Consider the following 17,829-nt stretch of genomic DNA (forward strand, 5'->3'; position numbering starts at 1 on the left):
CGCGTATAACCGCGGCCGAAGTGCGCTTGGCCTGCCGGGCGGTGCCGGATAATTCGTGATGCCCTTCGCATCCGACTCGAACGACAAGGACGACGCTGCGCTACCCATCGGGGCGCTCTTTGGCCGTTTGCGCATGCGGCATCTCGTCGCCATCGAAATACTCGCTGAACGAAAGAACATCCGCCAAGCTTCCCAGGCCTTGTTCCTGTCGCAACCGGCAGCGAGCAAGCTGCTGCAGGAGATCGAATCGATCTTCGAGGCACGACTCTTCGAGCGCACCGCACACGGCATCCAGATCACGCCACAGGGCGAGGTGCTGCTTCACTGGGCTCGCAAGGCCATGGCCGACATGGACGCAGCACGCTCGGAGATCAGCGCGCTGCGCGATGGCTGGGAAGGGCGGGTGCGGGTTGGCGTGTTCCCTGTCGCAGCATCGATGCTGGTTCCCGAAGCGGTCGCGCTTCTCAGCAGGTCACGCCCGGGCATCCAGGTGGAACTGCAGGAGGGCCTTGAGACGACGCTGCTTCCTCAGCTCGAGAAGGGGCGGCTCGACTGCGTGATCGGCCGTGCAACACCCCTGGCCGGAGCGCGCGGCCTCTCCCACGAGACCTTGTTTGAAGAGCCCACCGTCGTCGTCTGCGCGGTCGATCACCCCCTGCTGGAATCATCCGACTGGACGAATGCCGACATCGATCGATACGAATGGATCCTTCCGGCACGATCAGGCCAGCTATATGCCCTGGTCGCCAGCGGCCTGGCCAGGCGCCGGGCCGCGCCGCCCCGCGTGGCCGTCGAGACGTCTTCCATCCTCACGCTGGTCGAGATCCTTCGCCAGTCACAGCTGCTTTCCGCGATCGCCAGCGGTGTGGCGCGGCGCTTCCTTGAAATCGGACTGTTGAAGACCTTAGACCTACCGCTTTCCGCATCGCTGCATCCCGTCGCGATCATCATGAACCGCGCGGCTTCGGTGCACCCCGCCACATCGATGTTTCTCGAGGCGGTGCGCGAGGTGTGTGTAAAGCGTTCAACTGGATAACGGTGTTAGTGCCGGCGGGCCACCTCTCAACCGAACTGCTCAAGCGCTCTGGCAACCTCGACTGTCTGATGGTGCCTTCCAAGGGAACGGCACCGGTCTTCTCAGACCGATGAACGGTTTCGCTCCCGCTGGTGCACCGAGACGTTTAACGAGGAATCATGGGCAGGCATTGAGGCGACTATTTCAGTTCGTCGTCCCGATTTCGAGGTTGTCAATCAGGCGCGTGCTTCCGAGTCGTGCAGCGGCCAGTACAACCAGGGGATCGCCAAAGGTAGGTGCTTGCAGATCGCATTGCCGGCGCAGTGCGAGGTAGTCGGGCTGCCAGCCGCGCGCGCGTCTTCCCCTGCACGAGGTAGCCGCCCAGGCCATTTGCGCACCGGACTGCATCAGCTCGCAGGCACTGCGCAGCGCCTGTTCGCGTGATGCGAATCCGCTCTCTGTTCAAGGTGCTCCAGAAGCGCGATGCGATGCGCTCACGGAGCCGAAAGTAGCTGATGAGATTCCATACGCGCTTGTGCGTTCGGAGTCGATCGGCGAGCGATCGAATGCCTTCATTGACGAGTTCAGGGTGCTGGCGCTGACGATTGCTAGCGCTCTCGGGATCACTGTTGCCATCAAGAATGAACTTGTCGGTGCTCCATTGGTGAATGTCTGCAATCGCGGCCGGTGATGCGCGGTCATGGCGGTACGACGTCGAGGAGTGCATTTCGCTCCCGTACATGCACTCCGACGGCCTCCGTCAATGGCTGCTCAAGCTGCACGAAGTCCTCAACTTCGAAAGCAAACAAGATGAGCGCGCACACTGACCTGAACTCCGTGAAGAATGACCGCACGGAGGATTGGCGATTGATGAAGAGTTGACTCCGCCAGCATTGTCAGGGTTGCGCGATTGGCGAACGCTCGCCGGGTTCTCGTCGGACGCCAACACCAACCGTGTACTCGATTTGAAGCTGGGCTCGGAAGGTCCGCTTGGCAGACGAATGTCATGCACGCTCGGAAGCCGAAAGCATCATGTCGGCGATGTCCAGCATCGCCCGCAAGCGGTCCATGTGCCGCAGATCTTGGTGATAACCGACCCATATATCCCGCGTCGGAGGGTGATCCGGCGTGTCGATGCGCTGCAATCCGGAGACTGCATCGCCAAGTGGCCTTGGCAGTACCGCGATACCCATGCCCCTCAGGCACATCTGTGCCTGGACTGACCGGCTAGTGCTTGTGAAGACACGCCGGGAAAGTGGAAACCTGTCCAGCACCCAGGCTACATCGGGAAAATGTGACTGCGCGGTATTCATGAGAATGACCCCGGCTGATGCCGGATCGTCATTCAACGCCCGTACAGTTTCGGCCGAAGCATAGACACCGTACGAAATACGCATCAGGCGGCGCTGGACAATATCCGGTTCGCTGAAGGGAACGATGCGAAAGGCCACGTCGGCATCGCGACGTGAAAGGTCGAGCAATCGATAGCTTGCAATCACCTCCGGCACGACAGCGGGATGACGACGCGCCAACTCGGCTAGGACCGGAGCCAGGACATAGCCGGCGAACCAGTCCGCTGACGAGATACGCAGGATGCCTTCGAGCCGCTGGTCGTTGCCGGTCAGCCGCCTTTCAATGGACATCGCGGAATCCTCCATGGTTTCCGCCAGCGTCAGCACGGTGTCGCCGGCGTTCGTGAGCACCAGGCCGTCCTTTGTCCTGCGAAAAAGCGGCTGCTGGGCTTCTTCCTCGAGCGCTTTTATTCGCCGCCCGACCGTCGGATGGCTCACGTCCAGACGCCGGGCGGCCTCGCCGAAGGATCTACCGCGCACAACCGCCAAAAAGATGCGAACGTCATTCCATTCCATGTAATGTGATCGTTCAAAAACGTACGAAAAATGTACAGGAGTGTCAGTTCAAAAACATTCCTTTTGATATCAACATAGCGGCCTTCGTCACGCTGACCTTCGGATCAGCCTCATCTGGAAGCTCATGGCATGAACAAGTTGAAAGGCAAGGTCGCCCTCGTAACGAGCGCTTCCAAAGGCATCGGCGCAGGCATTGCCCGCCGGCTGGCGGCCGACGGCGCGAAGGTCGTTGTCAATTTCGTCTCGAGCAAGGACTCTGCCGACAAGGTGGTAGCCGACATCCAAACCTTTGGCGGAAGGCCTTGGCGGTAGGCGCCGACGTCACCAACAAGGCAGAGGTCGAATCACTGGTCAGAGCGGTCATTGAACACTTCGGGCGCTTGGACATCGTGGTGAACAACTCCGGCATCTCCCAGTTCGCCAAGATCGCAGAGACCACCGAAGCGCTCGATCGTCGCCTATCTCGCCTCTGACGATGCGGGCTGGGTGACAGGCGAGCTCATCCTAGGCTCGGGCGGCATGCGCTGATGCGCCATCGTCCGGCGGTGTACTGCTGCCATTGCATATCTCATGAACACTGAAACTTCGCCCGTTGTTGTCTACGTGGCGTATCAAGGGGCGGCACAAGATCGTTTTGATCGTGACTACTACGTTGAGGCCCAGATGCCGCTGGTCTTGAGGGCGTGGACTCCGTACGGCTTGCTCAGCTTGAGCGCATTCTTCCCCGTGGATGAAGGCGTACTCAATGCGCCGTTTGCGTCACCTGAACTCTCGGCGGTGATGGCCGACGTGCCTCGCTTTATCAACACTACTCCGCAGCGTGCCCGAGCGGCTGCACTTTGAGACTCGCACACCATGACTACGTTGACTCCAACTACTGAGGCAGCAGCCCCTGATTCACGTCGCTGGCTCGCCTTGACGGTCCTGCTGACCGGCACTCTTTTGCCGCCATTGGATTTCTTCATCGTAAACGTGGCTCTACCTGCCATTCGCGCGGGCCTGCAAGCATCTTCGGACGTCTCGCAGCTTGTGATCTCGGTGTATGCCACAGCCTATGCCGTCACCCTGATCTTGGGCGGGCGTTTGGGTGACCTCTATGGTCGAAAGCGCGTATTCGTTGGTGGCATGCTCGGCTTTGGCGTCGCTTCGGCATTGTGTGGTCTGGCGCCGACGCCGGGCATGCTTGTCGTCGGTCGGCTGCTGCAAGGGATATCGGCGGCGATCATGGCGCCACAATCATTGGCATCGATACACGCCATCTTCCCGGCAAGCGAGAAGAACGGCGCGCTCAGTCTCTATGGCGCGACATTCGGCCTGGCTTCCGTGGGAGGTCAGTTGCTGGGGGGCGTGCTGGTTTCGACCAGCCCGTGGGGACTGGGGTGGCGCACTGTCTTTCTGATCAACCTCCCCATCATCTTGTTTGCCGTTCCAGCTGCATTGGTGCTGCTGCGTGAAAGCCGCGCCGAGCGTTCGGCTCGCTTGGATGTGCCGGGGGCGTTGCTGCTGGCGGCTGGCTTGCTGGCCTTCGTGGTACCGCTCATCGAAGGGCGGGAGCACAACTGGCCATGGTGGTGCACGGCGCTGCTGATTCTGAGCGTGCCGTTGTTATGGGCTTTCTGGCGGTACGAAAAGGAACGGGAACTCGCCGGCAGGACGCCCTTACTTCTACCTTCGCTTTTGGCCGTGCGCGGGCTGCGACGCAGCTTGGCGTCAACCTTCTTCTTCTATTGGCTCGCCGCGTTCTTCTTGGTGTTCGCAGCGTACGAACAGGTCGGTCTGGGTCACGACGCACTGGCCACCGGCTTGGCCGTCCTGCCGCTCGGCGTTGGCTTCTTCCTTGGGCCACTGTGCGGCCCGCGCATCGCCCGGAAGATGGGTTCGCGCACGGCGGCGTTTGGCATGATCTTGGAGGTGCTCGGTTTGGTCATCGTCGCGGTGCTGGCCTTTGCCGATATGCCGTCCTGGCTCGCGTTTCCCCTGTTCTTGATCGGTGCAGGGCAAGGCGTTGCGCTTCCTGCGCTGGTGCGCTTGAACGTGGACCAGGTCGGAACACGTTGGGCGGGGCTGGCTTCGGGCCTGGTAAACGCCACCTTGCAGATCAGCGCTGCAGTAAGCGTCGCAATGGTCGGAGGACTGTTCATCTCGATCGCGCCTGATGGTGCGAGTGCTCAAGCCGCGCGGCTCGGCTTTTCTGCAGCCTCATTGGCCATAGCCGCGGCACTCGCGCTGGCAGCCGGACTGAGCTGGAAGCGTCAAGAAACATGAAAAATCCAGAACCCTTTGCACCATGGATGCAGAAACGTCTGTAAGGGCAGTCGCGGATCGTCGCCCCACCTCGGTGAAGGCGATTGCCTCCATCGATCCGATGGGGCCACTTTTTGCAGATGTTCCCAACATTTGCTGCGGTCAGCAGCTGGCACAAGCGGCTGCAGCGCGCGGCGATAAAGTGGTGGCGACGCCACGTGAAACTTCAGTGCCGTCGTGCCATGGACATGACTAACTGACCTCCGAAAGTTTTCAGAAGGAATTGCATGACGGATACGGCACTCGACCAACTCGATGACGCATGGAGGGGCTTCTGGCTCAAACAGTACTACTTTGTCCGTGCGGCATTTTCGATCGCGTGGGTTGCGGCGGCTTTCACGCTCGGGCGGACGATGCCGCTGCTTGCCGCGCTGCTCCTCGTCGTGTACCCCGCTTGGGACGCCCTGGCGAATGTGCTGGACGCGCGGCGCAACGGCGGTATGCAGCGAAACCCCACGCAGAGCCTCAATGTCATCGTCAGCGCGGCCGCTACCGCGGCCGTTGCGGTCGCTTTGGGCAAGAGCATGAATGCCGTTCTCGGCGTGTTCGGTGTGTGGGCCATTCTTGCAGGAGTTTTCCAACTGGCAACGGGCATACGCCGCTGGAAGCGGCATGGAGCTCAGTGGGCCATGATCCTCAGCGGCGCGCAGTCCGCCATAGCTGGCGCATTCTTCATCAGTCGGGCTGGGGGAACTCAGGTGCCGTCCATCTTGGACATTGCTCCCTACGTGGCGTTCGGGGCCTTCTATTTCCTCGTCTCCGCTCTTTCACTGGCTGTATCTGACATGCGCGCCAAGAAGCAAACGCAATGAAGGCTGAAGACATGAGCGGGCACCTGCTGCGCGTGCCGCTAGCCTTTCGCATCGCGCAGCGCGCTCACTCAGAATTTCATTGGCCCTGCTCAGCTCCTTGATCTCGCGCTCGGCACATGCATGCTTGCGCCAAACGCGCTGCGCGGCGGAGAAAGACACGTCGCCAGTTCGGCCGAAAGCTTGCGGCTGCTCCACTGTGTGCGGCCATCCTTTTAGCTTGCGCTGAGTGTCCTGCGGAGCAGCCCGCGCGTGGCTGCCGCCAGCGATTCCTATCTCGCTAGTTGAGCCGATGTCTGCAAGTTGACAGTCAAAGTCAATCGTGTAGCATCCGTAATGGCATACCATATAGGGATGCATAGATAAGGATCGCGATGGAAGCACGGGAACATACCGCCGTTCTGGAAGTGCAGGGTGTCGACATACGCTATGGTGGCAACCTGGTGGTTTCTGGTGCATCTTTTGACGTTCGAGAGGGTGAGTTTGTGACCCTTCTCGGGCCGAGTGGCAGCGGCAAGACATCGCTGCTGAGGACGATTGCCGGCTTCATTCCGGCCAGTGCCGGCCGGATCAGGTTGCGCGGCGAGTCGATGGAAAAAGTCCCTGCCTACCAGCGCGACGTCGGCCTGGTGTTCCAGAACTACGGTCTATTCCCTCACATGACGGTGGAGGGCAATCTGAGTTTTGGGCCGCGCATGATGAAAGTGCCCTCGGCTGAAATCGAAACCCGCGTCGCCGAGGTCCTCGCGCAGGTCCGGCTGGAGCGGCTCCGGGAGCGGTATCCCCATGAGTTGTCCGGCGGGCAGCAGCAGCGCGTGGCGATCGCGCGGGCTCTGGCCATGCGGCCTTCGCTGCTGCTCCTGGACGAGCCGATGTCCAACCTGGACGCGAGGCTGCGCTCCGAAATGCGCGTGGAGCTGCTCTTATTGCTGAAGCGCCTGGGGATGACCGCGGTGGCGGTGACCCACAACCAGGAGGAGGCGCTCGGAATGTCGGATCGCATCGTGGTCATGGCCGAGGGCGGCATCCGCCAGGTCGGAACACCCGCGGACATCTACCTGCACCCCGCGGATTCCTTCGTGGCCAACTTCGTCGGTGACGCCAACGTGGTCGAAGCCCAGCACGTGGGCTTCGCGCCGGACGGCTACTCGCTGTACCGCTCTACCGATGGCATGCTGATCCGAGGAGCGGCTGCCGGGGCGCAGCTTGGGCAGACGACGCGCCTTCTGATCCGGCCGGAACTGATCGAAGTCGACATCACGGGCAAGGAGGCCGGCAACGATTCCATGAGCGGACTGGCCGCCCATATCGTGAGCACCGCGTACATGGGCGCCTTCACCGAGATCCGGGCGCGCGTGGGCACGGAGCGGCTGCTGGTCAAGCTGCCAGCAGGGGTGCATGCGCCGGCATTCGAAGCGGGCCAGCCCGTTCTCATGCGATGGGCACCCGAGGCCGTGAAGGTGTTGCAGCCATGAGCCGTACAGCAACTTCGGTTGTCCATGTCCACCCAGGCAACGGGCCTCCAAGTGAGGTGCCGTCGATCCGCGAGCCAAGGGTTGCGGGCGCGCTGCAGAGATGGCTGCTGCTTGCGCCTGCGTTGCTCGTGCTCGGCCTGTTCGCCGTCGCGCTGCTTGACCTGTTGAACTGGAGCTTCTACAGCGGCGGCAAGCTGGGCGCGGCGCCCAGCGGCGAGAGGGGTTGGGCCACCTACGGCCGCATCCTGGGCGACCCGCTCTACATGGGGGCCATCTTCGCCACGATCCGCCTGTCCGCGGTCTCGACGGTGTGCAGCCTTGCGCTCGGCCTGCCGGTCGCCTACTGGATCGTGCGAACTGAATCGAGCCGCGTTCGTGCGCTGCTGATCATCCTGGTCGCGGTCCCGTTCATGACGAGCCTCATCGTCCGGCTCTATGCCTTGCTGCTGGTGCTGGGCAACAGCGGCCTGCTGAACACTTTGTTCCAGTCGATGGGCTGGATCGCGGACAACGACTTCGTTGCGCTCGTGCGCAACGAGGTCGGCGTTTCCATCGGGTTGACCTATTTCGTCCTGCCCTTCGTCATCTTCACGCTGGCCGGCAGCTTCCGCCGGTATGACCGCACGCTGGAGGACGCTGCCCAGAACCTCGGTGCGGACGAAGTCGTGACCTTCATTCGCATCACGCTCCCGCTGCTGGCGCCGGGCATCCTTGCCGCGTGCACGCTCGCCTTCGTGCTGGCGGGCACGGCGTTCGCCACGCCCCTGATCCTGGGCGGCAGCGCGGTGCGAATGGTGGCGAACGTCATCTATGACCAGGCCATGTTCGCGCAGAACATGCCCGTGGCTGCCGCGCTGAGCGTGCTGGCCCTGTTGTTCACGATCGTCTGCCTTTACGCAGCCGGGCGCCTGTCCCACGGGAGGAAGCATGCGTAAGCACCGCAACACAGCCCATCGCGCGCGCCGCTCGCTGGCCTTCTGCGCCGTCTGGGCCCTCAGGGCTGCCGCGTTCAGCTTGCTGTTCCTTCCCATCCTGCTGGTGGTCCTGCTGTCCTTTTCGGGTGACGCCTACACCACGCTTCCCCCGCAGAGTTATTCGCTGCGCTGGTACGCAAACGCGATCTCCCGCGGCGAGTTCGTCGAGAGCTTCATGACGAGCGTGCAGGTCGCGGCACTCGCGACCCCGCTGTCGGTGGCGATCGGGACGCTCGCAGCCTACGGCCTGTGGAAGTACCCGCGTCCCGGCGCGCGCGCGTTGGAGTCCCTGTTGATGGCGCCGATTCTGCTGCCGCTGGTGGTGACTGGGCTTGCCTTGCTGGTGTTCTTCAACCGGGGCTATCTCCACACCGGGCTGTGGAGCATCGTGCTGGCGCACGTGATCGTCACCTTCCCCTACAGCTTCCGCTCGGTGCTGGCGGTGCTCGCGCGCTACGACAGGCAGCTCGACGAGGTCGCGGCATCCCTGCGCGTGCATCCGGCCACGGCCTTCTGGAATGTGACCCTTCCCATGATCCGGCCGGGCCTCTTCGCGGGCGCCTTATTCGCATTCGTGATGTCCTTCGACGACTTCGCCACCACGATCTTCCTGATCACGCCAGGGACGAAGACGCTGCCCATCGCCATCTACCAGTACATGGAATTCAATCTGGACCCCACCGTGTCGGCGGTCTCCGCCATGCTGGTGCTGCTATCGGCGGTGGGCGTGCTGGTGATCGACAAGGTCCTGGGCATGGATCGCTTCGTAGGGCTGCGTGCGTGAGACACGTCGACACAAGTCGAGACAAGTGACAAGGAAGAGCGAATGGAAAAATCGAACCTGACACCGGTCGAAGGACCTTGCGTCTGGACCGGCGAGCAGCTGGCCTCGGCCGAAGGATGGCGCTCGGTCCTGAGCGCCGACGAAGCCGCCGCCCTGCAACGCGCTGCCCGCCGCGTCATTGCCGGCGGCAAGCCGCTGGAGGCGGTGCGGCGCAGCGACTTCGAGGTGCCGGAGCTTCAGGCACTCTGGGTCCGGATCAGCCGCGAATTGGAGCACGGGCACGGCTTCGTCCTGATCCGCGGCGTGCCCGTGGAAGACCTGTCGGATGAAGAATGCAAGTTCCTGTTCTGGGGCATTGGACTGCAGCTGGGCGTGCCGGTGTCGCAAAGCCGCCTGCAGAACTACATCGCCGAAGTCCGGGACATCGGCGAGAAGATGGGGCAGGCCACCACGCGTGCCTATCGCGCGGGCGGGCCGCTGCGCTTCCACACCGACCAATGCGACGCGCTCGCCCTGCTGTGCCTTCGCGAGCCTGTCTCCGGCGGGCATAGCCGTGTGGTGAGCTCGGCGGCCATCCACAACGAGCTCATCCGCCGCAGGCCCGAGATGCTGCCGGTTCTCCACGCGCCGTTCTGCTTCAGTCGCCAGGGCGAGGAAGTGGAGGGCGAGGCGCCGTGGTACGAGCGGCCGGTCTTCGACCGCGGGGTGGACGGCAGCTTCACGAGCCTGTTCTCGCTCTCCTTCATCGAGAGCGCGCAGCGGCTGCCCGAGGTGCCGCGGCTCACCCGGATACAACGCGAGGCGCTGGAGCTGGTGGCGCAACTGGCCGATGAACTGAGCACGACGATCGAGCTGCGCAAGGGGGACATGCAGTTCTTCAACAACCATGTCGTCTACCACTCGCGCACCGACTACCAGGACCACGAGGAGGTCGCGAAGAGGCGTACGCAGCTGCGGCTCTGGCTGGCCACGCCCCACAGCCGTCACTTGCCCGACGGCGCGTCCGTATTCTTCGGCTCGACGCAGCCTGGCGTGATACGTGGCGGCATCACCCCGCCGTCGGGGCGACGCTTCGCCTTTGAAGACTGGCGCAGCGCAGGCTGGACGGATGCCGAGCTTCGCATCTTCAGGGGCGGTCATGCTGCATGAACGCGCAGGGGACTTCGATGGGGAAGAAGGCCGTGGTTTTCAAGATAGACTTGCTGCGAACCCTATCCCGAACTCACCGCAGCGAGTCAGTCGTGCACGCATCATGAGCAAATCCACGGAAGCCGATCGTGTCTTCAACGGCATCGTCACTGATATCCTCGCCGGCGCAATACGGCCCCGGGAGCGGCTTTCCGAGCGCGAGCTGGTGTCCCGTTTCAAGGTAAGCCGCACGCCGGTGCGCGAAGCCACCAAGCGGCTGCTGGAGCGTGGCTTCATCGAGACTGGCCCGCGCGGCGTGGCCGTCGTGGTGGACGTCAGCTCGGAGGAATTGCGCCAACTCTATGTCTTGCGGCTGCAACTGGAGAGCACCGCGGCGCGGGAGATCGTGGCGAACATCACGCCGCCGGAAATCGCTGCCCTGAAGCAGATCAACAAGGAATTCAAGCAGGCACTCGAGCAGCGCGACCTCGTGAGGATGCTTGAGGTCCGCGCCGACTTCCACGCCCTGCTCGGCAGAGCCACGCGCAACCGATGGCTCGCTGAGGTGCTCGTGATGTTGCGCGACAAGGCTTATGTCGTTCGCCACTACCACTGGCAGGATTTCCATCGCGCCTCCGCGACCCTCGACATCCACAACCAGATGATCAAGGCGCTCGAAGCCAAGGACGCAGAGGCGTTCGTGCAACTGGTCTGCCAGCAGATCAGTGCAGCCATCGCAACCTACGAGAACCGGCTGCAGGCGCCGTCGTGGAACGCTTCCGCCAGCGCAGCGCCGGTGTTGGCCAAGATGCCCCGGCCCAGGCAGCCGGCGGGCCGTTCCGCAGCCAAGGCGGTGAAGCCGAAGCCCGCGGGCAAGCCGGCGCGCAAGCTCGTCGCCTGATACCAGGACTCACCGGGGCGGACGCAAGCGTCTCGCCCCCGCGCCTATCAAAGTGCGGCAATCGCCTGGAACTCGATCAGGAGACCCGGGTCGGCCAGGTGGTTCACTTCGACGATCGTGCTGGTGGGCAGCCGGTCCTTGAAGAACTCCATGCGCGCCGCGACGATCTCCTTGAACTGGCGCACATCCGTGGTGTAGACCACGATCGAGACGATGTCGTCGAGCGTACCGCCCGCCGCTTCCAGCACGGTTCGCATGTTCCGGATGCATTGGCGCGTCTGCTCGGCCATGTCGCCCGGCCCCACGAGCTTGCCGTCGCCATCGCGAGCGAGCTGCCCCGACAGGAAGATCAGGGACGAGGGCTTGTCGACGCGAATGAAGTGGTGATAGACGGTCTTGCGCACATTGGCCAGGCCGGCGGGGTCTCCGCGTGTGATTTCGCTCATGGTGTTCAGTCCTTTCTTGGGTTGGTGATTCAGTGCGCGTCGATCCAGCGGACTACGCGATCCAGCTGGGCATCGTGGCGCCGTGGGATGGGGCGCTCCGGATTGGGGTAGCCCACGTTGATGACGCCGATCACGCGCGCCCCGGGTGCTTCCAGCCCGACGAGGGCGGCGACCTCCGGAGACTCGGCCAGTGCGCCCGTGGTGAGCAGGGAGCCGACCCCCGCATCCGCGAGCGACAGCAGGAAGTTCTGGACGGCGGCGGCGGTGGCGAATTCCTCCTCTCTGGCCACCACCCTGAGGTTGTCCAGCGCGGGCACGCAGGCGACCACGACGTTCACCGGCGCGTCCTTGGCACGCTGGGCAGCGCGCGCCACATCGCGTCCCGTGCGCAGCGCCGCGGCCTCATAGGCGCTGACCAGCCTGTGGCGTGCTTCGCGCGTGATCACGAAAAAGCGCCAGGGGGCAGTGCGGTGATGGTTGGGCGCCAGCACGGCGTCGGCCAGCGCACGCTCGATCACGCATCGCGGCACGGGCTCGTCCACATAGGCGTAGACCGACCGGCGGCGCTGCGCAAGCTCACCGAAGGAGGTGGGCGCGGGCGGGCCGGGATTGACAGAAGCGTTCATGGTGTTCAGGATACTTGAATGGTATGCCAATAATACATACCATATTCAGAACCGTCCACTTCACCACGAGGACCCCGCCATGAAACTGCACACCTGCCTCAAGCGATCCGCCATCGCCATCGCCGCTTTCGCCGCTTTCGCCGCCGCAGCACAAACTCGGGAGGTCGTGCTGGCCACCTGGGGAGGAACCTGGGGCAAGGCCATCGCTGAACAGGCGATCGCCCCCTTCGAGAAGGCGACCGGCGTGAAGGTGAAGGTCCTCTCCGGTGTGTCGCTTGCGAACATCCAGATGATTTCGGCCCAGCGGGCCAGCCCGAAGATCGACCTAGTGATGGCGACTTCGCAGGATGCGGTGACCGCGTACGACGACGGCCTGCTCGCGACGCTGGAGCCGAAGGAAATTCCCGTGCTGGCCACCTTGCCGGCCAGTGGACTGCGCCGCGATGCAAGCGGCGCGGTCAAGTTCGCCGGCATGTGGGTGTACCCCTACGGCATCGTCTACCGCACGGACAAGGTCAAGACCGAGATCAAGTGCTGGAAGGACCTGTGGCGCCCTGACCTGCGCAACAAGGTCGGTGTCTCCTCCCCCAGGTACATGAACGGCTACTTCCTGCTCATGGCGAACAAGCTCGCCGGCGGCACGGAGGCGGACGTGAGGCCCGGGATGGAGCTCGTGAAGACGATGGGCCAGAACCTGGTGGCCGTGGTGGACGATTCCGCCGGGCAGCAGCGCCTGCTGGCGCAACAGGAGGTCTGGGCCGTGCCCATGGTTTCCAGCGCCGCCTACAAGATGATCGACGAGGGCGTGCCCGCGAAGTTCACGATCCCGTGTGAGGGCGCCCCCGCCGGCATGGACGTGATCGCCCTCGTGAAGAACGGGCCCAATGCCGCCGACGCCAGGAAGTTCATCGACTTCTACCTGAGTCCAGAAACGATCGCCAACGTCACCCGCGAACTGAAGATCACGCCGGTCAACCGCAACGCGAAGATCACCCCCGAGCACGCCAAGTACACGCTCCCCGATGCGGAGTTCCAGAAGCTGATCGTGTTCGACGAGCAGGCGACCGCAACCGGGCGCGGCAAATGGCAGGACGCGTGGGACCGTGAAATCGCTCCCCTGACGCGGCGTTGATTCCGGCCATGCCTCACATCACAGCCAATGGCGTACGGACCTTCTACCGCACGCTCGGGGAGGGTCCGGCCCTCCTGCTGATCGCCGGGAACGGCATGGACCACACCGCATTCGACGAGCAGTTGCCGGTGTTTGCAGAGCACTTTCAATGCATCGTGTACGACCTGCGCGGCATCGGCGCAAGCGAGGTGCCGCAGACGGGCTACACGCCCGCCGAGATGGCAAAGGACGCCCTGGCATTGCTATCCGCACTGGGCATCGAGCAGGCCCACGTCGCCGGCTACTCGCTGGGCGGTGCCATTGCACAGGAAATGGCGCTGGCGCAGCCGCAGCGGGTGCTGTCGCTGTCGCTGTACTCCAGCTACGAGCGGCCGCTGCCGTACATGCGGCTGCGCTACGACATCCTGATCAAGGTGGTCGAGGAAACGACGCCGGAGCTCTGGGCCATGTACAGCGCGTTCTCCGCCTTCGGGCCGGAGTTCGTCAATGCGCATGAGCATGCACTCCGCGACGAGATCGCGAAGCGGATCGATCGCTGGAAGCAGGGCGACGCGCCCTCGCGCGCCGGCCTGGCCGGGCACTACCGGGCCATCCTTGCGCATGACACCTCCAGCCGCCTGGGCGATATCCGGTGCCCGACCTGGATTGCGGTGGGCTCCACCGATGCGGTGACGCCGGTCTGGCATTCGCAGCGCATGCACCAGCTGATCTCGGGCTCCACGCTGAACGTGTTCCCAGGCAAGCCGCATCGCATCCTGAACTTCGAGGCCGCCGAGTTCACTTGCAGCGCGCTCGAGTTCCTGTTGACTCATCGGAGTCCTTGACTGGCATACCAATAAGGCATATATTTCTTCATCGATTCACCAACACCAGCTGAAAGATCATGGACAAGATCATCATTTCTTCGGACTCCCACGTGTTCGAGCCGACCGACCTCTGGAAGAACACCCTGGGCAGTCGCTTCGGCAACAACCTGCCGCAGGGCGTTTCCAACTTCGAGGGCCACGAAGGCAACTTCTTCTACGTCGGGCGGCCGGGCGAAGCGGCGCGCCTGGAAGAGCTGGTGTCCGATGACGGCAAGGACCGCCGCCTGGACGACCTCGCCAAGGCAGGCTCCGACCCGGTGTACCGTCTCGAGCTCATGGACAAGGACGGCATCTACGCCGAGGTCCTGAACCCCACCTGGGGCCTGTGGATTCCCCGCATGGCCGATGGGGCTGCGCGCAATGCTTGCGCCGAGGTCTTCAACGACTGGATCCAGGAGTACTGCTCCCAGAACCTCAAGCGCCTGCTGGCCGTCGCAATGATCCCGATCGTCGATGTCGACTGGGCCATGAAGGAGCTCGATCGCGTCGTCAAGCGCGGCGCCCGCGCCATCATGATCGGCACCAACCCGGTGGACGGCGCGGCTCCCTACCGCGACCGCAAGTACGACAAGTTCTGGGCCGCCGCCCAGGAGGCGGAACTGCCGGTCACGCTGCATATCGTCACCGGCCGGGTGCGCGACCCCTTCACCTACCACGGTGACAAGGAGCGGGAAAACATTCCGGCCAGCTTCCTCGACCTGTTCTACGAGGCGCAGCCCGCGCTGGCGAACGAATTCATCTTCGGGGGCATCTTCGACCGATTCCCGCGCCTGAAGATCTTCCTGTCCGAGTACGACGCGTCGTGGCTGCCGATCCTGAAGTACCGCCTCAACCGCGTCCAGACCTTTCCCGGCTTCGATCATCTCGAGAAGAAGCCGGCGAGCCGCTACGTCGAGGAAAACATCTACGCCGGCATCATCAACGACCCGCTGGCCGCGAAGCTGCGCAACGAGATCGGCATCGACCGGATCATGTGGGGCTCGGACTTCCCGCACCCGCCCTGCCCGTATCCCAACACCACCCAGAACATCGATCGCATCCTCAACGAGCTCTCCCCGGAGGACCGCTTCAAGGTGGTGGCGGGTAACGCGGCCAAGCTGTTCAAGATCGACCTGTAGGCGCTGGCCATGAGAAGGATCCTGGAGATCACTGGCTGCGCGCTGATCGACGGCACGGGAAGCGCGCCGATCCCCGACGCGACGCTGCGTGTGGTCGACGGTCGCATCGCGGCCGTATGGCGCAACGGCGAGCGCCCGGCCGACCAGCAGGGCCCCGCCGAACAGGTGGTCCAGGCGCGGGGCAAGACGGTGATCCCGGGCCTGATCGACGCGCATTGCCACATCTCCTACGGCGAGGGCAAGACGGCTGAGGAGGTCGACATCTACGGCGGCCCGGAGTGGTCTGCGGTGCGCGCAGTCTGGAATGCGCAGAAGGTGCTGCAAAGCGGCGTGACCAGCTTCTGCGATCCGGGCTCGACCTGGAACGTGGCGGTCACCTGCCGCGATGCCATCAACAACGGCATGTTCGACGGCCCGCGCATCTTTGCGGCAGGCCGTCACATCAGCGCCGACGGTGGCTTTGCGGACTACTTCCCCAGTTGGCTCGGCATGCCGGTCTCAGCCGAGGGCGTGCTCTGTCCGACCCGCGACGAGATGCGGCGCGAAGTGCGGCGCCAGGTCAAGAACCGTGTCGACCTCGTAAAGATCAGCGGCGACAGCCAGGCCCAGGACACGCGTCCCGATGCCGGCCCGTGCTTCTCGGACGACGAGCTGTCGTGCATCGTCGATACGGCCCACGGGCTCGGCCGGAAGGTCACGATCCACTCGCGCTACGCGAAGACCGTGGCTGCCGCCGCGCGTGCAGGCGTGGATTGGGTTATTCACGCGTCGTACATGGACGCTGGAGACATCGGACTCCTGCTGGACCGGCAGGTCCCCATCTGCGCGACGATGACCTACACCGCCAACATCGTGCAGCACGGGCGCGACGTGGGGGTGGATCCCAACTACATCGAGGTCAAGAAGCGTGAGCTCGACGCGCTGGTCAAGGCCCACCGCAAGGCGATCGAGGCCGGCGTGCCGATGATGGCCGGCTCGGAGGCAGGCTTTGCCGTCACCCCCTACGGACAATGGCATGCGCGCGAGATCGAGCTGATGGTGGAGCTGCTGGGCATGAAGCCGCTCGATGCCATCACGGCAGGCACCTTCAACAATGCGAAGGCCTTCGGCTGGGAGCAGGAGGTCGGCAGCCTGCAGCCGGGGCGCTGGGCCGACCTGCTGGTGCTCGACGGCGACCCCCTGGCGGACATCCACATGCTGAGCGACCGCAAGCGCATTACTGCAATCTACAAGGGTGGCGAGCTTGTGCCGCGCCCCGATTCCCCTCCGACCCGTCGCCGCATGGGGCACGAGCGATCACTTGCGGTCTCCAGCGTCCCGTTGAACAGGTGAGTCAAATGGAAGTGATCGGATCAACCGCCACCGAGGTCGAGACTGAGGCCGGCAACTGGCTGCAGGCCACCGTCTGCGAGGCCGTGAAGCTCACGCCCGATACCCTGCTGCTGCGTCTCAGGTCCGCCACCGGCGAGCCGCTGCCCCCGTATGAGCCCGGCGCACACGTGGCGCTCGCATGCGGCGAAGGCGTGATCCGCCACTACTCGCTGACCGGTGCGCGCCTGCATCCGGGCCTGTACGAACTGGGCATCAAGCGCGCGGAAAACAGCCAGGGTGGCAGCCGCTGGGTGTTTGACCACGCGGCTGTCGGTTCCCGGCTGCTCATCTCCAGGCCACGCAACCACTTCCCGCTTCTCGCCGAGGCGGGGCAGTTCGTCTTTCTCAGCGGAGGCATCGGCGCGACGCCGATCATCTCCATGCTGTACGAACTGCAGGCCAGGGGCATTCGGGCGCGCCTGGTGCACATGTGCCGCTCGCGAGAAGACCTGGGCTTTCAATCCTGGCTGTCGGAACTGGCGAACTTCCACGACGTGCACCTCCACTTCGACGCCGACGCGGGACTGTTCGATCTCGAGGCCGAGCTGGGCCGCTCGCATGGCGACGCCCACGTCTACTGCTGCGGTCCGACGGGAATGATGGACGCCGTCCGCCGGCACGGCGAGGCCGCGGGCCGCGCCGACCACTTCCACTTCGAGTATTTCGCCGCACCGCAGGTGCAGCGCGACGAAGCGCAGGACGGCGAGTTCACGGTGGTGCAGGGCAGCACCGGCCGCAGGATCGCGGTTCCAAAGACCAAGACCATGCTGGCAGCCCTGCGCGAGGCCGGCATCGCGCTGAAGAGCGAATGCGAATACGGCGTCTGCGGCTGGTGTGCCGTCGGGGTGAAGGACGGGGTCCCCGCCCACTTTGACTCCTACCTGACGGCTGCCGAGAAGGAGGCCAACAAGCTGGTTCTTCCTTGCGTGTCGCGTTGCACAAGCGCGAGCATCACCCTGGACATCTAGCCGGCACCGGCCCTGAGGTCATTCATAACCATAACCAGGAGCTC

General features: G+C 63.8%; 20 protein-coding genes. 16 read left to right on the top strand and 4 right to left on the bottom strand.

Features of this window, described 5'->3' with window-relative positions; genetic code table 11:
• The first annotated feature begins 58 nt into the window (after nucleotides 1-58).
• Nucleotides 59-1,036, top strand: coding sequence for a LysR substrate-binding domain-containing protein (locus tag AC1DMA_RS22135; protein ID WP_478126150.1), 978 nt, complete (start codon nucleotides 59-61; stop codon nucleotides 1,034-1,036).
• A 183-nt stretch (nucleotides 1,037-1,219) separates the two neighbouring features.
• Here the strand turns inward: AC1DMA_RS22135 and AC1DMA_RS22140 are convergent, their stop codons facing one another.
• On the bottom strand, nucleotides 1,220-1,444 hold the full coding sequence (locus AC1DMA_RS22140) for a pantoate--beta-alanine ligase (protein WP_478126328.1): 225 nt from the start codon (nucleotides 1,442-1,444) through the stop codon (nucleotides 1,220-1,222).
• A 575-nt stretch (nucleotides 1,445-2,019) separates the two neighbouring features.
• Nucleotides 2,020-2,883, bottom strand: a complete 864-nt coding sequence (locus AC1DMA_RS22145) for a LysR family transcriptional regulator (RefSeq protein ID WP_478145496.1) — start codon at nucleotides 2,881-2,883, stop codon at nucleotides 2,020-2,022.
• A gap of 129 nt (nucleotides 2,884-3,012) precedes the next feature.
• Between AC1DMA_RS22145 and AC1DMA_RS22150 the strand changes: the two genes are divergently transcribed.
• The 10 genes from AC1DMA_RS22150 (at nucleotide 3,013) to AC1DMA_RS22195 (ending at nucleotide 11,258) form a co-directional block, all read left to right on the top strand.
• Nucleotides 3,013-3,195, top strand: a complete 183-nt coding sequence (locus AC1DMA_RS22150) for an SDR family NAD(P)-dependent oxidoreductase (RefSeq protein WP_478126152.1) — start codon at nucleotides 3,013-3,015, stop codon at nucleotides 3,193-3,195.
• Nucleotides 3,186-3,356 (top strand): SDR family NAD(P)-dependent oxidoreductase, encoded by a 171-nt coding sequence (locus AC1DMA_RS22155; RefSeq protein WP_478126153.1) that lies wholly within the window; start codon nucleotides 3,186-3,188, stop codon nucleotides 3,354-3,356. Before AC1DMA_RS22150 ends, AC1DMA_RS22155 begins: the two co-directional genes overlap by 10 nt.
• Before the next feature lie 97 nt (nucleotides 3,357-3,453).
• Entirely contained in the window at nucleotides 3,454-3,726 is a 273-nt protein-coding gene (locus tag AC1DMA_RS22160) for an EthD family reductase (RefSeq protein WP_478126154.1), read from the top strand.
• A 12-nt stretch (nucleotides 3,727-3,738) separates the two neighbouring features.
• The gene (locus AC1DMA_RS22165) at nucleotides 3,739-5,148 is read left to right on the top strand and encodes an MFS transporter (protein ID WP_478126155.1); all 1,410 of its coding nucleotides are present in this window, start codon (nucleotides 3,739-3,741) and stop codon (nucleotides 5,146-5,148) included.
• 266 nt (nucleotides 5,149-5,414) lie between these two features.
• The gene (locus tag AC1DMA_RS22170) at nucleotides 5,415-5,999 is read left to right on the top strand and encodes a DUF308 domain-containing protein (protein ID WP_478126156.1); all 585 of its coding nucleotides are present in this window, start codon (nucleotides 5,415-5,417) and stop codon (nucleotides 5,997-5,999) included.
• 371 nt (nucleotides 6,000-6,370) lie between these two features.
• On the top strand, nucleotides 6,371-7,471 hold the full coding sequence (locus AC1DMA_RS22175) for an ABC transporter ATP-binding protein (protein ID WP_478126157.1): 1,101 nt from the start codon (nucleotides 6,371-6,373) through the stop codon (nucleotides 7,469-7,471).
• Entirely contained in the window at nucleotides 7,468-8,406 is a 939-nt protein-coding gene (locus AC1DMA_RS22180) for an ABC transporter permease (RefSeq protein ID WP_478126158.1), read from the top strand. The genes AC1DMA_RS22175 and AC1DMA_RS22180 overlap by 4 nt, the downstream gene beginning before the upstream one ends.
• Nucleotides 8,399-9,229 (top strand): ABC transporter permease, encoded by an 831-nt coding sequence (locus AC1DMA_RS22185; protein ID WP_478126159.1) that lies wholly within the window; start codon nucleotides 8,399-8,401, stop codon nucleotides 9,227-9,229. The genes AC1DMA_RS22180 and AC1DMA_RS22185 overlap by 8 nt, the downstream gene beginning before the upstream one ends.
• Before the next feature lie 42 nt (nucleotides 9,230-9,271).
• On the top strand, nucleotides 9,272-10,378 hold the full coding sequence (locus AC1DMA_RS22190) for a TauD/TfdA family dioxygenase (protein ID WP_478126160.1): 1,107 nt from the start codon (nucleotides 9,272-9,274) through the stop codon (nucleotides 10,376-10,378).
• A 103-nt stretch (nucleotides 10,379-10,481) separates the two neighbouring features.
• Complete coding sequence (locus AC1DMA_RS22195) at nucleotides 10,482-11,258, top strand: GntR family transcriptional regulator (RefSeq protein ID WP_478145497.1); 777 nt, start codon at nucleotides 10,482-10,484, stop codon at nucleotides 11,256-11,258.
• A 47-nt stretch (nucleotides 11,259-11,305) separates the two neighbouring features.
• On the opposite strand, the gene AC1DMA_RS22200 is transcribed toward AC1DMA_RS22195, so the two are convergent.
• Nucleotides 11,306-11,704 (bottom strand): RidA family protein, encoded by a 399-nt coding sequence (locus tag AC1DMA_RS22200; RefSeq protein WP_478126162.1) that lies wholly within the window; start codon nucleotides 11,702-11,704, stop codon nucleotides 11,306-11,308.
• Between the two features lie 29 nt (nucleotides 11,705-11,733).
• Nucleotides 11,734-12,360, bottom strand: a complete 627-nt coding sequence (locus tag AC1DMA_RS22205) for a nitroreductase family protein (protein ID WP_478145498.1) — start codon at nucleotides 12,358-12,360, stop codon at nucleotides 11,734-11,736.
• A 49-nt stretch (nucleotides 12,361-12,409) separates the two neighbouring features.
• Between AC1DMA_RS22205 and AC1DMA_RS22210 the strand changes: the two genes are divergently transcribed.
• Genes AC1DMA_RS22210 through AC1DMA_RS22230 form a run of 5 tightly spaced genes read left to right on the top strand, consistent with a single transcriptional unit; the run spans nucleotide 12,410 to nucleotide 17,785 of the window.
• The gene (locus AC1DMA_RS22210; protein WP_478145499.1) at nucleotides 12,410-13,462 is read left to right on the top strand and encodes an extracellular solute-binding protein; all 1,053 of its coding nucleotides are present in this window, start codon (nucleotides 12,410-12,412) and stop codon (nucleotides 13,460-13,462) included.
• 8 nt (nucleotides 13,463-13,470) lie between these two features.
• Nucleotides 13,471-14,286, top strand: coding sequence for an alpha/beta fold hydrolase (locus AC1DMA_RS22215; protein WP_478145500.1), 816 nt, complete (start codon nucleotides 13,471-13,473; stop codon nucleotides 14,284-14,286).
• 59 nt (nucleotides 14,287-14,345) lie between these two features.
• Nucleotides 14,346-15,446, top strand: coding sequence for an amidohydrolase family protein (locus AC1DMA_RS22220; protein ID WP_478145501.1), 1,101 nt, complete (start codon nucleotides 14,346-14,348; stop codon nucleotides 15,444-15,446).
• Between the two features lie 9 nt (nucleotides 15,447-15,455).
• Nucleotides 15,456-16,778: a metal-dependent hydrolase family protein gene (locus AC1DMA_RS22225; protein ID WP_478145502.1), complete on the top strand. Its 1,323-nt coding sequence runs from the start codon at nucleotides 15,456-15,458 to the stop codon at nucleotides 16,776-16,778.
• 5 nt (nucleotides 16,779-16,783) lie between these two features.
• Nucleotides 16,784-17,785 (top strand): PDR/VanB family oxidoreductase, encoded by a 1,002-nt coding sequence (locus AC1DMA_RS22230; RefSeq protein ID WP_478145503.1) that lies wholly within the window; start codon nucleotides 16,784-16,786, stop codon nucleotides 17,783-17,785.
• Nucleotides 17,786-17,829 lie beyond the last annotated feature (44 nt).

Source organism: Variovorax sp. 05N34, assembly GCF_056397405.1.